This is a genomic window from Bradyrhizobium cosmicum (genome assembly GCF_032290525.1).
GTDB lineage: Bacteria > Pseudomonadota > Alphaproteobacteria > Rhizobiales > Xanthobacteraceae > Bradyrhizobium > Bradyrhizobium cosmicum_A.
Genome location: NZ_JASXTA010000007.1, coordinates 207,415 through 222,060, shown reverse-complemented (window position 1 = coordinate 222,060; position 14,646 = coordinate 207,415). Strand labels below are relative to the sequence as shown.

The 14,646-nt window shown below is 61.8% G+C and carries 16 protein-coding genes and 1 pseudogene; 6 read left to right on the top strand and 11 right to left on the bottom strand.

The genetic code is table 11. The features are described from left to right. The first annotated feature begins 153 nt into the window (after positions 1-153). Positions 154-816: a phytochelatin synthase family protein gene (locus tag QSV46_RS15535; RefSeq protein ID WP_314952642.1), complete on the top strand. Its 663-nt coding sequence runs from the start codon at positions 154-156 to the stop codon at positions 814-816. Between the two features lie 130 nt (positions 817-946). On the opposite strand, the gene QSV46_RS15530 is transcribed toward QSV46_RS15535, so the two are convergent. Together QSV46_RS15530 and QSV46_RS15525 are read right to left on the bottom strand one after the other, a co-directional pair. Then, positions 947-1,768 (bottom strand): C13 family peptidase, encoded by an 822-nt coding sequence (locus QSV46_RS15530; RefSeq protein ID WP_314952640.1) that lies wholly within the window; start codon positions 1,766-1,768, stop codon positions 947-949. A gap of 349 nt (positions 1,769-2,117) precedes the next feature. Further along, positions 2,118-2,408, bottom strand: a complete 291-nt coding sequence (locus QSV46_RS15525) for a hypothetical protein (protein WP_314952638.1) — start codon at positions 2,406-2,408, stop codon at positions 2,118-2,120. A 583-nt stretch (positions 2,409-2,991) separates the two neighbouring features. Between QSV46_RS15525 and QSV46_RS15520 the strand changes: the two are divergent. Then, a pseudogene (locus QSV46_RS15520) lies at positions 2,992-3,197 on the top strand (signal transduction histidine kinase); the annotation flags it as partial. 336 nt (positions 3,198-3,533) lie between these two features. Here the strand turns inward: QSV46_RS15520 and groL are convergent. The 9 genes from groL to QSV46_RS15475 form a co-directional block, all read right to left on the bottom strand. Then, complete coding sequence (groL, locus tag QSV46_RS15515) at positions 3,534-5,192, bottom strand: chaperonin GroEL (RefSeq protein ID WP_314952636.1); 1,659 nt, start codon at positions 5,190-5,192, stop codon at positions 3,534-3,536. Between the two features lie 140 nt (positions 5,193-5,332). Beyond that, entirely contained in the window at positions 5,333-5,650 is a 318-nt protein-coding gene (locus QSV46_RS15510) for a co-chaperone GroES (protein WP_314952634.1), read from the bottom strand. Between the two features lie 104 nt (positions 5,651-5,754). Beyond that, positions 5,755-6,015, bottom strand: a complete 261-nt coding sequence (locus tag QSV46_RS15505; protein ID WP_314952632.1) for a DUF1488 domain-containing protein — start codon at positions 6,013-6,015, stop codon at positions 5,755-5,757. 452 nt (positions 6,016-6,467) lie between these two features. Then, positions 6,468-6,671 carry a YodC family protein gene (locus QSV46_RS15500; protein WP_314952631.1) on the bottom strand — a complete coding sequence of 68 codons (204 nt, stop codon included), beginning with the start codon at positions 6,669-6,671 and terminating at the stop codon, positions 6,468-6,470. 369 nt (positions 6,672-7,040) lie between these two features. After that, a complete protein-coding gene (locus tag QSV46_RS15495) occupies positions 7,041-7,793 on the bottom strand; it encodes an HAD family hydrolase (RefSeq protein ID WP_409997174.1) in 753 nt (250 codons plus the stop codon). Continuing rightward, entirely contained in the window at positions 7,790-8,677 is an 888-nt protein-coding gene (gene hemF / locus QSV46_RS15490; RefSeq protein ID WP_314952629.1) for an oxygen-dependent coproporphyrinogen oxidase, read from the bottom strand. The genes QSV46_RS15495 and hemF overlap by 4 nt, the downstream gene beginning before the upstream one ends. A 16-nt stretch (positions 8,678-8,693) precedes the next feature. Continuing rightward, positions 8,694-9,059 (bottom strand): 6-carboxytetrahydropterin synthase, encoded by a 366-nt coding sequence (locus QSV46_RS15485; RefSeq protein WP_314952628.1) that lies wholly within the window; start codon positions 9,057-9,059, stop codon positions 8,694-8,696. Positions 9,060-9,076: 17 nt separating this feature from the next. Then, positions 9,077-9,709 (bottom strand): 7-carboxy-7-deazaguanine synthase, encoded by a 633-nt coding sequence (gene queE / locus QSV46_RS15480; RefSeq protein WP_314952626.1) that lies wholly within the window; start codon positions 9,707-9,709, stop codon positions 9,077-9,079. 16 nt (positions 9,710-9,725) lie between these two features. Further along, complete coding sequence (locus QSV46_RS15475; RefSeq protein ID WP_314952624.1) at positions 9,726-10,187, bottom strand: tRNA (cytidine(34)-2'-O)-methyltransferase; 462 nt, start codon at positions 10,185-10,187, stop codon at positions 9,726-9,728. Positions 10,188-10,477: 290 nt separating this feature from the next. Between QSV46_RS15475 and petA the strand changes: the two genes are divergently transcribed. The 4 genes from petA to QSV46_RS15455 all read left to right on the top strand — a co-directional run bounded on the left by petA (position 10,478) and on the right by QSV46_RS15455 (position 14,609). Then, positions 10,478-11,008, top strand: a complete 531-nt coding sequence (gene petA / locus QSV46_RS15470) for a ubiquinol-cytochrome c reductase iron-sulfur subunit (RefSeq protein ID WP_212282490.1) — start codon at positions 10,478-10,480, stop codon at positions 11,006-11,008. A gap of 62 nt (positions 11,009-11,070) precedes the next feature. Further along, complete coding sequence (fbcH, locus tag QSV46_RS15465; RefSeq protein ID WP_314952618.1) at positions 11,071-13,143, top strand: cytochrome b/c1; 2,073 nt, start codon at positions 11,071-11,073, stop codon at positions 13,141-13,143. A gap of 143 nt (positions 13,144-13,286) precedes the next feature. Beyond that, positions 13,287-13,961: a dienelactone hydrolase family protein gene (locus QSV46_RS15460; protein WP_314952616.1), complete on the top strand. Its 675-nt coding sequence runs from the start codon at positions 13,287-13,289 to the stop codon at positions 13,959-13,961. Positions 13,962-13,991: 30 nt separating this feature from the next. After that, positions 13,992-14,609 (top strand): hypothetical protein, encoded by a 618-nt coding sequence (locus QSV46_RS15455; RefSeq protein WP_314952612.1) that lies wholly within the window; start codon positions 13,992-13,994, stop codon positions 14,607-14,609. Positions 14,610-14,646 lie beyond the last annotated feature (37 nt).

Here is a 14,646-nt window from a genome sequence, read left to right as displayed (position 1 = left end):
GCCTCGCTTATTGGCCCTCAACGGGACAGGCTGACTGCCGCCATCGAGAGCCGTTGCCCTCCAAGGGACGCTTACATGAAATCTCCCTCCCTCGAGTTAGCTTGAAATATAAAGTGCAGGCCAATGTCGTCATTGTCGCTCAGGTTCTGACCCATGAAGCGACGGCGCTACGTCAGTATCGGCAGCATGGTTATCGCCGTGGGTCTGGTTTTTGCCGGGGCCGTGGTGGTCGGTCAATCGCACGTGCCGTCAGAGGCCATAGCGACATCGGTAACGCGTACTCCGGAGCTTATGGAGCGTGCGTGGCACCTGCCCGTGGCAGCTACATTCCAAAGCCACGTTAACTGGCAGTCAAATGGCTCTCGCTGCGGACCTGCAGCTGTTGCGAATGCGTACCGGTCACTTGGCGAGGCGGCAAGGACGGAGGGCCAGGTGTTGGCCGGTACATGGAGCTGCTGGACAGGCGTATGCATCATGGGTCTCACGCTCGATGAGCTGGCCAAAGTCGCCCAGGCCAACACGAGCCGGAAAGTCAGGGTCCTACGCGATCTCAGTGAGAACCAGTTTCTAGAGCATCTCCGTCGCTCCAATGATCCGGGCCGACGCTACATCGTCAATTTCGATCGCACTCGAATCTTTGGTGCCGGAAGCGGACATCATTCCCCAATTGGGGGCTATTTCGAAGCCGAGGATCTCGTCTTCGTGCTCGATGTCAATTTCAACTTCCAGCCATGGCTGATCGAGCGGAAGCGGCTGTTCGACGCTGTAAATACGTTCGACGGCGATAAGAAGCGCGGGCTGCTGTTGGTCGAGTGATATCCCACTGCGTGTCGCCTTTTGGCCCGAATGCGAAGTCTAAGCGGGCCGCCAAAAGTCTGCTTACTGGGGGTGACCGGAAACGGCGATGCGCCCGCGAGCAATAGCCTCTGCACTCGCGGCCGGTTGTTCAAGGACGTCCGACAAGCAACGGCAGCACATCTGCACCGCCCGCCATGAGCGGATTCGACGGCTCGAAATGTTCCCGCAATTCTCGCTTCCGGACGAGTGAGCGCGCATCGAGGAACGCATCCTTCAGGCTGACGGCTTTCCGGAGCGCGACGTTGAAAAAAGCATCGCCAAAATAGGTCCACTTGGCTTTGTCCTGGCAGCCGAACGACGGATGCTTGTCATCGGCCGCGGTGATGACCAGCACATCGGGAGTCGCCAGGCGCGGGATAAAAACCCCGGAATAACAAGCCGAGATGACCACCACCTTGTGTCGCACACCTGTCTTCGCGAGCATGTCGCGGAGACGAGATGGTGTGAGCGTTTCTGTGAGCCGCCCCGCCTTGATTGCAAGGCCATCAGGAGAGCCATGCGAGGTGAGAATCAAAAAGAGAACATCTTTCTCGGCATCCAAGCGGCTGGCTGCCGTCTGCAACGACTTGGCCAGAGCTTCGATCGTTGCACTTCCCCCTTTCTTGGAATTGTACTCCACGTTGATCGGTCCAGTCTCGAAACGGCTGGCCACGACCTGAGCCGCGCCGGTCGCTTCGGATCTAAACACGCCTTGATCCCCGTACAGTCCAAAGGACACCACGCCAACCTTTCCAGCGTCCGCAATAGCATCTACCGGAGGAACCAACGGCCAGATGGTCAGAAAGAAAGCGACGAGCGGCGCGCCGAGCCGCCTGATCGAGGACCTGGAGGTCATCGCGAACCTCGTTTCGAGATCGCCGCTACAGAACTGCGGCTCAACACAACATAGCGGAAAGCCCGTGAATTTCATCCATCCTTCGGAATGGCACGAGCAAGGGCCCGGATATGGCCCATCGGCGAGGTGCCGGCAGTCCTCCACGATGTCCGCTCACCAAGGCATGGCGGACCGGATTTGCTCACGTTGAGATCTTCGCATTTTGACCCGTAGCTGACCTCGCCACTCCGCTGACGACCTCGTTGCGTCCAGAAGCGGACAACCACGGCTGAGATTTGCGTGCTCACCGGAAGAGAGAAACCGCTTCGAGCCGCGGCTGGTGACAAGGCGATCGGCACCAACTTATCTGCCGACGGGAAAGGAACTCTGGATTACCGATATTTCAGCGACAGCAGCTGGCTTTGTTGAGCCGCTGCCGACCGACTCATGCGCAATTGACGCCGGGCCGCACGTTGATCTTTGCGAGCTCACGACGCTCGGCCTCCGACAACTGCCAATCCTCGCACTGACTGCCGAGCTGCCGGAAAACGTCATGTAGCTTGCTTCGAGCGACCTTGACGATTTCGGTGTCGTCGAATTCGCAAGAATTCAGGAAGATTGGCAAGGCAAAACTGGTTTGATGGCTCTCGAATTGAAACGTCAAACGGATGTCCTCGCCTCGTTCGTTCGGCGAAACCATCTCGATGCGTGCGACCCTTATCTTGAATTTGCCCATTGTCTCACCTCGCTGGGTCGATTTTGACCGATCCTTCCGGATGAAACATCACTTACCAAAGGCAGCGCGGACTTCTGGTCCTCATGCCGATCGGGCTGAACAGCGATGTGGCCGTGATCGTAACCAGAATGCCAGCGAGGCTGAGTGCGATCCGGCAGCGCTCCTCTGGCGGTCTTATTTATAGCTGGGGCTCGCTATTCAGCCCTTCGTCCCCACATCCAAGTCTACCTTGGTCAACCATCGATATTGACCAGAGTGCGCGGAGACTTCCCAACGAAAGGGCTCTGCATATGTTCAAATCTCAGCAGCATCGCACGAGAGCAACCGCGTCCGGCGAACTCGTCAAGGATTCGATCTGCGCTGAGGAAAGCAGCGAATTCAAGACCTGGAGCGCCGGCTTCGTCTTGTTGACGGAGCACAGGCGCAAGAATGAAGCCGGTCGCAACAAGCTGCCTTTAACGAGGAATACGCCTAGCGATGCGAGATCTGGCGATGCCGCTCTGTCGCGATGGGAGAACGAGGGAGGCTCAGTCCGCGGCGAACTGCCGATGTGAGTAAACGCAGAAAAACCGGAGGACTCATGATGTCACTTGCACAGTTTAGCGTCGATGACGGTCCCCATAGCATGGATGGGCTACGGCTTTTTGCCCAAGATGGAACTGAACGCATCGAGGCGTTCGTAGGCCGCAAAGTGATGGACGTCTGGCCGAATCTGCCGAGCACCATGGCGGGCGGCAAAGTCTGTTCCGCGATCAATACAATGCGTTTGGCGAACTGAACCTGGCGGCGTCCAACGGATCGTCCGTTCAGGTGTTCCTTTTTGAACAGACTGCCACGTCTCTCCCCGATTTATTCCGTGCATTGCCTGACTTGGAACATATTATCGATCAGCCCGGCCCTCATGGTCGGGCTTTTCGCTTGGGAGGCCGTTCGCGGTCGATGCGGGTCGAACAGCAGCCTCACCTCGGCGTCCAGGCAAGCGAGAAGAGCTTCCTTGGAAGAGTTCGCCGGACTGCGGGTACGCAGCCGGGTCTCGTGTCTTTTCCTTTGAGCAGATAGTCGTCTGCCTCCTGGAAATCGGTCCATCCTTTCCCTTGTCTGCCGTTCGGCCATGAGCGAGTTGACCTAGAAATCCATACCACCCATGCCTCCCATGCCTCCCATGCCGCCGCCACCCGCAGGCACGCCGCCGCCCGCATTCCTCTTCGGCACCTCGGCCACCATGGCTTCAGTGGTAATCAAGAGAGCCGCGACCGAGGCCGCGTTCTGGATCGCCACGCGAACCACCTTGGTCGGGTCGATGATGCCCTTCGAGATAAGGTTGACGTACTCGCCTGTCTGAGAGTCGAACCCGTAGGCGTAGGTTTTGCTCTCCAGGATCTTGCCCACGATCACCGAGCCGTCTTCGCCGGCGTTGATCGCGATCTGGCGAGCGGGGTAGGACAATGCCTTGCGCACGATCTCGACGCCGGTCTTTTGATCGTCGTTCTTGGCGCGCAGGCCCTTGAGTTGCTCGGAGGCGCGGAGCAAGGCGACGCCGCCGCCCGGGACGATGCCTTCCTCCACCGCCGCGCGGGTCGCATGCATCGCGTCATCAACGCGATCCTTGCGCTCCTTCACCTCGACCTCGGTCGCGCCGCCGACGCGGATCACCGCGACGCCGCCTGCGAGCTTGGCGAGACGCTCCTGGAGCTTCTCTCGGTCGTAGTCCGAGGTGGCTTCGTCAATCTGGGCCTTGATTTGATTGACGCGCGCCTCGATGTCAGCCTTCTTGCCCGCGCCACTGACGATCGTGGTGTTTTCCTTGTCGATCATCACCTTCTTGGCGCGACCGAGCATTGCAAGCGTCACGTTTTCCATCTTGATACCGAGATCTTCCGAGATCGCCTGGCCGCCGGTCAGGATCGCGATATCCTGCAGCATGGCCTTGCGGCGATCGCCGAAGCCCGGCGCCTTGACCGCGGCGACCTTCAGACCGCCACGCAGGCGGTTGACGACGAGGGTAGCAAGCGCTTCGCCTTCGACGTCCTCGGCGATGATAACCAACGGCTTGCCGCTCTGAACGACCGCTTCGAGCAGCGGCAGCAGCTCGTTGAGCTGAGACAGCTTCTTTTCGTTGATAAGGACGTAGGCATCCTCCATTTCAACGCGCATCTTGTCGGCGTTGGTGATGAAGTAGGGCGAAATGTAGCCGCGATCGAACTGCATGCCCTCGACCACCTCGAGCTCGGTCTCCAGCGACTTGGCTTCCTCGACGGTGATCACGCCCTCGTTGCCGACCTTCTTCATGGCATCGGCCAGGAACTTGCCGATCTCCGCGTCGCCGTTCGCCGAGATGGTGCCGACCTGGGCGATTTCGTCGTTCGAGGTGACCTTCTTGGAGTTCTTGATGAGGTCGGCGACCACGGCTTCCACCGCGAGGTCGATGCCGCGCTTGAGGTCCATCGGGTTCATGCCGGCCGCAACCGACTTGGCGCCCTCGCGGACAATCGCAGCCGCCAGAACAGTCGCGGTGGTGGTACCGTCGCCGGCCGCGTCAGCGGACTTGGAGGCGACTTCGCGCACCATCTGCGCGCCCATGTTCTCGTACTTGTCCTCAAGCTCGATCTCCTTGGCGACGGTGACGCCGTCCTTGGTGATGCGGGGAGCGCCGAACGACTTGTCGAGCACGACGTTGCGGCCCTTGGGACCAAGGGTCACCCTGACAGCGTTTGCGAGAATGTCGACACCGCGAAGCATGCGATCGCGCGCGTCGACGCCGAATTTGACTTCTTTGGCTGACATAGGATCTCCGTTTTCAACTGGTCAAATCTCAAAGAGCGCGCAACTGGCGAGCTTTTGAGGGATGAGATTTGAATTGCGGCCTTACCCTTCGGAGAACCCGGCTAAGCCGAATCGCTAGGGTAAGGAAAACTGGTTGGCGCTTACGCGGCCTTCTTCTTGGTAGTGGGCAGATCGGCGAGAACGCCCATGATGTCGCTCTCCTTCATGATCAGCAGGTCTTCGCCATCAAGCACGACCTCGGTACCGGACCATTTGCCGAACAACACGCGGTCACCGATCTTGACGTCGATCGGAATGAGCTTACCCGCTTCGTCGCGCCCTCCCGCACCCACCGCGATGATCTCGCCCTGCGAGGGCTTCTCCTTGGCAGTGTCCGGAATGATGATGCCACCAGCGGTCTTGTCTTCGGCCTCAATGCGCTTGACCACGACACGGTCATGGAGCGGACGGAATTTCATGCGATTCTCCCTGGCTTTTGTAATTGTTTCTGGATTGGCAGTCGTAATGCACTACGTGCCGTAACCGGAGTCTTCCGCGTCCATGAAGACGAGAGTCTTCGTTTTCAAAAATTAGCGGCGACCAGATCGTAAGAACCCCTGCTGCCGCGGACGTACACCCTGGCAGCGGCGGCACATATCAGATCACGATTGGAATCGAATGCGTTTAGGAAACCCGATTCATTGGGGTGAGCGCCCGGTTGAAGTCGCCTCAGCGCGTCTTCCTCTATGAAAAACGACGCCTCTAGCGCGCTATCGTATCCCCAAAAACGCACGGCATGCCGCGTTCGGTCATATGAACGACTATGATTTGGAAACTCGATCATGGTGGGTCCGATCAAGTCTGCGCACCGGGAGGAGATGCTGAAAGCAATCCGGCGGCGCTAATCTGTAAATGGCTACTCTGGAATCGGATTACAACTGCCCGCGACAATTAAGCCTACGACCAGCCTCGTGATTCGGCGGAGCGTCACCATATCCCCCACATCACCGCGCGTCCCCCGGGTGTTATCGGTGACTGAGAGTGTTGCGCTCCCGCCCTTTTTGAAAAGGCGGTCCCAAATGTCGAATATCGATAGATTCAGTGTTCGTGAGTGGCTCGTACCTCCAGTATTGCTGCCGATCTTTTTCGGGCTGTTGATCGTCGCTGCAATGGTCATTCAGCGGTAGTCGCCCTCGGCGATGTCCGCTATCGCGCGTTATCGGCGGAAAGCGGACATCACGTGCGCCGGAGCCGAGCGCTCCGGTCTAATCTGCGTAGACGCGGCCTTGGGCGCGCCTACTCCTCGTCTTCGTCTTCATCGTCCTCTTCATCATCCAGCTCTTCCAGGTGCTCGAGCGTCGCGAGCGGCAGCGTCTCGCGGAACAGATCGCCTTCCGCGCCCATCCAAAGGCAGAGAATGTTGTCGCCTTTCACCTCGGCGACGGTCAGCGGCTGGCCGCCGGATTTCAGCATGACGATATCGCCGGCTTTCAGTTCCATGGATGGTCCTTTCGTTGATTGACTTTAAGAAGCTAGCAAGCCGGCATGACAGGCCGGTCACGGCATGCTCGATCGGCGATGTGCTGCGGCAGCGCGCATCCGCTGCCCAGGCTGTCGAAGCGCCGATGAGGGCGCTTCAAGCCGGAAGCGGGACCATGACGGAGGCAAGAACGCCTGCTCGATGGGTTGCGCAGGGGCTGTTTCGTCCCATGCGCCGCGATGATGGCATCATGCGCCTGTTTTGCCCGACGGGTCAAATGATTTCGAAAATTCAGCAATTCGGTTGCGGTTGCCGCAAGCCCTTGATTTTGCAGCAGTCGGCTACTGTGCATGGGGTTGTTTTCGATGTTTTTGCTTTGGTGCCCCGGTCTAATCGCGGCCGGGCACCAGCTCGGTCAGCGACCGGATGATGCGGTCGGGCTTCACGGTCGAGCCTTCCGGCAGGCCGTCGCCATGCACGTCGATCCAGATCGAATAAATGCCGAGCCGCTGCGGCGTCACGACTTCCCATTCCAGATTGTCGCCGATCATCCAGGTGTCCTCGGCGCTGACGCCGAGCGCCTCCATCGCGTGCAGATAGGCGCGCTCCTCGGGCTTGCCGAAACCGTGCTCGCCCTCGATCTGGATGTGGTGGAAGCGGTGCGCGAGCTCGAAGCGCTCGACCTTGGCGCGCTGGGTGTCGCCGGCACCGTTGGTCACCAGCGCAAGCTTGATGCCGAGCGCCTTCAACTGATCGATCGCCTCATGCGCGCCGGGGAAGACGAACATCTCCTCCTCGCGATAGGCGGTGAAGCGGTCGGCGAGGCGAATGGCGAGGTCGTCGGAGAGGGCGCGGTGGCCGGCGGCCGCGAGCGCGGCGAAGCCGCCCTTGACGGTTAGATGCCGGGCTTCGGCGAGCTTCAGCCGCCACGAGGCGTCCGCATTGGCCCAGAAGTTTCGTGCGAAGGCGAGGACGGTGGTTGCGACCAGCTCCGGCGGTAGCGGTGCAAGCTCCTCGGCGAACTCGTTCGCGATCGTGTCCCAGGCGATCTCGGGCCGGCCATAGGCCGACAGGATGGTGTCGTCCATGTCGATCAGCATGGCGCGCGGCAGCGGCCTCATGGCAGGCTTCATCGTCGTCATGGCCATTTCACCTCCGGCGGCAGCGACGACAGGATGGAATCCACATTGCCGCCGGTCTTGAGCCCGAAGATGGTGCCGCGGTCGCAGAGCAGGTTGAATTCGACATAGCGGCCGCGCCGGATCAGTTGCTCCTCGCGATCCTCAGCGGTCCAGGCGGTCGCAAAATTGCGCCGCACGATCTCAGGGTAGATCTTCAGGAAGGCGCGGCCGACATCCTGGGTGAAGGAAAGGTCGGCGTCCCAGTCGCCGCTGTCGTGCCAGTCGTAGAAGATGCCGCCGATACCGCGCGCCTCCTTGCGGTGCGGCAGGTAGAAATACTCGTCGCACCACTTTTTGTACTTGTCGTAATCGGCGACGCCGTTCGGCTGCGCACAGGCCTGCTTCATCGCGGCGTGGAAAGCGATGCTGTCGGCGTCGTCCTGCGTGCGCCGGCGCTCGAGCACCGGCGTCAGATCGGCGCCGCCGCCGAACCAGGCTTTCGTGGTGACGACGAAGCGCGTGTTCATGTGCACGGCGGGGACGTGCGGATTGCGCAAATGCGCGATCAGCGAGATGCCGGAGGCCCAGAATTTCGGGTCGTCCGCCGCGCCGGGAATCTGCGCACGAAACTCGGGCGCGAATTCGCCGTGCACGGTCGAGCAGTGCACGCCGACCTTCTCGAACAGGCGGCCATGCATCATCGACATCACGCCGCCGCCGCCGGCCGCGCCGGTGTGGTCGGTGCGCTGCCAGGGCGTGCGCTCGAAGCGGCCGGCCTTGCCGGCATAGAGGCTTTGCGGCGCGTCGTCCTCGATCTGTTCGAAGCTCGCGCAGATGTCGTCGCGCAAGGCTTCGAACCAGGCGCGGGCACGGCTTTTGCGGTGTTCGATCAAAGTCGAGTCCATCGTGGATGCCATTCCCTCAGCCCTGCGGACCGTAATAGGTGCAGCTCTCGTTGCAACTGTCGCGGTGGATGCTGACGCGCGTCAACGTGCCGATATGCGCCAGCCGCTCCCAGACGAAGCGCGAGAGGTTTTCCAGCGTCGGTGTGCCCAGCGCCTCGATCTTGTTGAGGTACTTGTGGTCGAGCGTCAGGCGCACCTCCTCGATGGCGCGCTGGAGGAGGCCGAGATCGACCACCATGCCGGTCGCAGGGTCGGGCACGCCGCGCACCGTCACCTCGGCGCGGAAGGAGTGGCCGTGGATCTCTTCGCTGGCCGCGCCGAACGTCGTTCCCGACAATGAGTGCGCCGCCTCGAAGCGAAACGATTTCGTCAATTCCCACATCTGTCCGTCAACCGATCCTATCTGATGCCGAGCGATTTATGCGTCTGCACGCTGAGCCGCCATTGCGGATGACGCAGGCAATAGTCGATCGCGCGCGCGGTGTTTTCGGCGACCTCGGGCCCGTCCATCGGCTGCAGCGAGAAGCGCTCGAAAGCGAGATCCTCGAAAGTCTCGGGCGCCGCGAGCGCCTGCGGATAGACCAACTTCAGCTCATGGCCGCGGCGCAGCACCAGCTCGCTGCCGCCCTTGGGGCTGACGCAGATCCAGTCGAGCCCTGCGGGCGCAGCAATCGTGCCGTTGGTCTCGACGCCGATCTCGAAGCCTTGGGCATGGAGCGCGTCGATCAGGGCGGCGTCGACCTGAAGCAGCGGCTCGCCGCCGGTCAGCACCGCGTAGCGATTGCCGGCGGAGGCGGTCCATTGCGCCGCGATGGTGTCGGCGAGTTCCGCAGCCGAGGCATAGCGGCCGCCGAGCGTGCCGTTGGTGCCGACGAAGTCCGTGTCGCAGAATTTGCAGGTCGCGCCCGCGCGGTCGGCCTCGCGGCCGCTCCAGAGGTTGCAGCCGGCAAAACGGCAGAACACCGACGCGCGCCCGGCCTGGGCGCCTTCGCCTTGCAGGGTCAGGAAGATTTCCTTGACCGCGTAACTCAATCGTCTCTCCTCAATCCTATGGGCCCGTGGGGTTCCGGAGCTGCCGCAGCGCCTCGCCTGCGGCCATCGCCGCGGTCATGGCGACATTGAGCGACCGCAGTCCCGGATTGATCGGGATCACCAGCCGCGCGTCCGCGGCCTCGACCACCGCGTCGGTGACGCCGGCGCTCTCGCGCCCGAATAGCAGGATGTCCGCCGTCTGGTAATGAAAATCGCGGTAGTCGGTGGCCCCCTTGGTGGTGAACAGCAGCAGGCGGGCGCCCTGTGCCGCGCGCCAGTCCTCGAATTTCGACCAGGAGTCGTGGCGGGTCAGGCTGACATGGTCGAGGTAGTCCATTCCCGCCCGACGGAACAAGCGGTCGGAGACAGGGAAGCCCGCCGGTTCGATGATATGGGCGGCGATGCCCAGACAGGCGCACAGCCTGAGAATCGTGCCGGTGTTCTGGGCAATGTCGGGTTGGAAAAGCGCGATCTGCATGGGCTGTGCACGGGCTGTATCGGGGGTCGATGCGGGCCGGAAATGTCTCAATAAAACATCGCTGGCCGCGGAATTCGTGCATTGCACGCTCCCACGCCGTTAGCGGGCTTGCGCTCGCCCGGCAAGGGTGCCAATAGAACGATTCTGGACTGCTGTTTTCGCCTTGTTTTGGCGGGGACGAGTGAAGTTCTGCCGCCGCGGGGGGCCGCGGGCGCTGGCAGACTGTTCCGGGGACCTTGGGGGCTCCCGGAACGGTTCCACCGGCAGCATAAGAAGAAAGGGTTGGAATCGTGACGACAGCGTCTTCGGCGGACCATCCGACACGCCGTGATTTCTTATTCGTTGCAACGGGGGCAGCTGCAGCAGTAGGGGGCGCGGCTGCGCTCTGGCCCTTCATCTCCCAAATGAATCCTGATGCGTCGACCATCGCGGCCGGTGCGCCGATCGAGGTCGATCTCAGCCCGGTCGCCGAGGGCCAGGACATCAAGGTGTTCTGGCGCGGCAAGCCGATCTACATCAGCCACCGCACCAAGAAGCAGATCGACGAGGCGCGCGCCGTCAACGTGGCGAGTCTGCCCGATCCGCAGACCGACGAGGCCCGGGTCAAGTCCGGCCATGAACAGTGGCTGGTCGTGATCGGCATCTGCACCCATCTCGGCTGCATCCCGATCGCCCATGAAGGCAATTACGACGGGTTCTTCTGCCCCTGCCATGGTTCGCAGTACGATTCGTCCGGCCGCATCCGCCAGGGGCCCGCGCCCGCGAACCTGCCGGTGCCGCCGTACACTTTCGTTTCCGACACCAAAATCCAGATCGGCTGAGCTTCGGACCCGCATCCGACGCTTCGCGCCGTCTCGTCGTTTTATTTCCTCAGGATCGCATCATGAGCGGACCATCCGACTACCAGCCGAGCAATCCGGCCCTGCAATGGATCGAGCGACGTCTGCCGATCCTCGGTCTCGTCCATTCCTCCTTCGTCGTCTATCCCACCCCGCGCAATCTGAACTACTGGTGGACGTTCGGCGCCATCCTCTCCTTCATGCTCGGGATACAGATCCTGACCGGCGTGATCCTGGCGATGCACTACACGCCGCACGCCGATCTCGCCTTCAAGTCGGTCGAACTGATCGTTCGTGACGTGAACTATGGCTGGCTGCTCCGCAACATGCATGCGGTCGGCGCGTCGATGTTTTTTGTCGCCGTCTACATCCACATGTTCCGCGGCCTCTATTACGGATCCTACAAGGAGCCCCGCGAGGTGCTGTGGATCCTGGGCGTGATCATCTACCTGCTGATGATGGCCACGGGCTTCATGGGTTACGTGCTGCCTTGGGGCCAGATGAGCTTCTGGGGCGCCACCGTCATCACCAATCTGTTCTCCGCCATTCCCTATGTCGGCGAGAGCGTCGTGACGCTCTTGTGGGGCGGCTATTCGGTCGGCAACCCGACGCTGAACCGCTTCTTCTCGCTGCACTATCTGCTGCCGTTCCTGATCGCGGGCGTCGTCGTGCTCCACGTCTGGGCGCTGCATGTTGCCGGCCAGAACAATCCTGACGGCGTCGAGCCGAAGACGGAAAAGGACACGGTTCCGTTCACGCCGCACGCGACCATCAAGGACATGTTCGGCGTCACCTGCTTCATGCTGCTCTACGCCTGGTTCATCTTCTACATGCCGAACTATCTCGGCGACGCCGACAACTACATTCCGGCGAATCCGGGCGTGACGCCGCCGCACATCGTGCCGGAATGGTATTACCTGCCGTTCTACGCGATCCTGCGCTCGATCCCGAACAAGCTCGCGGGCGTGATCGGGATGTTCGGGGCGATCATCATCCTGTGCTTCCTGCCGTGGCTCGATGCCGCCAAGACCAAATCGTCGAAATATCGTCCGCTGGCCAAGCAGTTCTTCTGGATCTTCGTCGCGGTCTGCATCCTGCTCGGGTACCTCGGTGCGCAGCCGCCGGAAGGCATCTACGTGATCGCCGGCCGGATTCTGACGTTCTGCTATTTCGCCTACTTCCTGATCGTGCTGCCGCTGCTTTCGCGCATCGAGACGCCGCGGCCGGTGCCGAACTCGATCGCCGACGCGGTGCTCGCCAAGACCGGCAGCAAGTCGACGCCGATGGTGTCGACCGCGATCGTGCTGGCGCTCGCCGGTTCGTTGTTCGCGGGCTCGATCGACAGCGCGAAAGCGTCTGAAGGAAGCGACACGCCGCCAGCCAACAAATGGTCGTTCTCCGGCCCTTTTGGTAAGTTCGACCGCGGCGCGCTCCAGCGCGGCCTGAAGGTCTACAAGGAGGTCTGCGCCAGCTGCCACGGCCTGTCCTACATCGCCTTCCGCAACCTCGCGGAAGCCGGCGGACCCGGCTATTCGGTGGCGCAGGCGGCCGCCTTCGCGTCCGACTACAAGGTCAAGGACGGTCCGAACGACGCCGGTGACATGTTCGAGCGTCCCGGCCGGCCGGCCGACTACTTCCCCTCGCCATTCCCGAACGAGCAGGCAGCGCGTGCCGCTAACGGCGGTGCGGCTCCGCCCGATCTCTCCCTGATCGCCAAGGCGCGCTCCTATAAGCGCGGCTTCCCGATGTTCATCGTCGACTTCTTCACCCAGTACCAGGAGCAGGGCCCGGACTATGTCGCGGCGGTGCTTCAGGGCTTCGAGGACAAGGTGCCGGAAGGCGTGACCATTCCGGAGGGCTCCTACTACAACAAGTACTTCCCGGGCCACGCCATCAAGATGCCGAAGCCGCTCAACGACGGCCAGGTGACCTATGACGACGGCTCGCCGACCACGGTGGCGCAATATTCCAAGGACGTCACCACGTTCCTGATGTGGACCGCCGAACCGCACATGGAAGCGCGCAAGCGCCTCGGCTTCCAGGTGTTCGTCTTCCTGATCATCTTCGCGGGCCTGATGTACTTCACCAAGAAGAAGGTCTGGGCCGACTCCCACTGAGTGGCGCGAAACACGATATGAAGAAGCCCCCGCGAGGGGGCTTTTTTGTTGGACACGAGCGTGTGTTGATTACCGCGTTGCCTATCGCGCTCCGAGCGGCCAAAATACCTCCAACTGCTCCCCAGCACATCGTGGAGGACATCATGGGAACCGCCATCACGTTCAAGCGCCCGGACGGCAAGGACGCATCGGGCTATCTCGCCAACGCCGCGCGCGGCAATGCGCCGGGCGTGGTCGTGATCCAGGAATGGTGGGGCCTGTCGGATCAGATCAAGGGCCTGTGCGACCGCTTTGCGCTGGCCGGTTTCGACGCGCTGGCGCCCGATCTCTACAAGGGCAAGGTGGTGCCGTATCACGACACGGATGCGGCCGGCAAAGAGATGAACTCGCTCGACTTCATGGACGCCACCACGCAGACCGTGCGCGGGGCCACCCAATATCTGTCGCGCAACGGAGCCAAGGTCGGTCTGACCGGCTTCTGCCTCGGCGGCGCTGTTACCATCATCGGCGCGGTGCATGTGCCGGAACTCACCGCCGGCGTCGTGTTCTACGGCATCCCGCCGGAGCAGGCCGCCAAGCCTGCCGACGTCAGGATCCCGCTCCAGGCCCATTTCGCCAACAAGGACGACTGGTGCACGCCGGAGCTGATCAACGGCTTCGAACAGGCCATGAAGGCCGCCGGCAAGTCGCTGGAGCTGTTCCGCTACGACGCCGAGCACGCCTTCGTCAATGAACAGCGCCAGGCCGTGCACGACCGCGAAGCCGCCGAGCTCGCTTGGGGCAGGGCAACGGAGTTTTTCCGGAAGCATCTGGGGTAGGACCATAGCGACCGATCGGAGCAGCGGAGCATGTCGACGTCGTCTTTCACACGTCTTGTGCTTGGGCTGATCGTTGGATCGATGGCCGGCGTTGCTGGCGTCACCGCGCTGACGACCGCTCAGGCGGCGGCGCAGCAGGCATTCGTCACGCTGAACGGCGACCTAAAGAAAGAGGCCTGGTGGGTCATTGCGGATTTCCATCCGTTCACGACCGAGGTTCGCGGCATTCCTGCGAACCAGATCCGCAACAGCTGGTGCAAGGCGACTGAATTCCGCAAGGACCTGGTTCCGAAAGAGCTGTTGTTCGAAGATGGTGTCGATGTGATGCAGTCAGCCGGCATGTCGTTTGCCGTCGAAGGCCGCTTCGACGGCACGGCGGCAAGGCAGATCGCGGTGGTCGGCGTCTTTCAGGAGTGCGCTGGCCCGAAGGGCCGGTTCGTGCTGATCCTCGATCACTCCGCCGACGGAAAGCCCAAGGTGCGGTTTGTCACCGCCGTGCGCACGGACCGTCAGTTCGGCGCGCTTCGGAAGGGGAAGGGCGGCACGCTGGTCGCCTCGGCGTGCATGCAATGCGACGACAGCTCAGTCCTGAAATGGGATCGGAGGAAACGCAAATTCGACTGGGTGCCTGACGCCGACGAGCTTTAGCCGCGCGCAGGCAACCGCCGGCTGGCGGGCGCTCAGT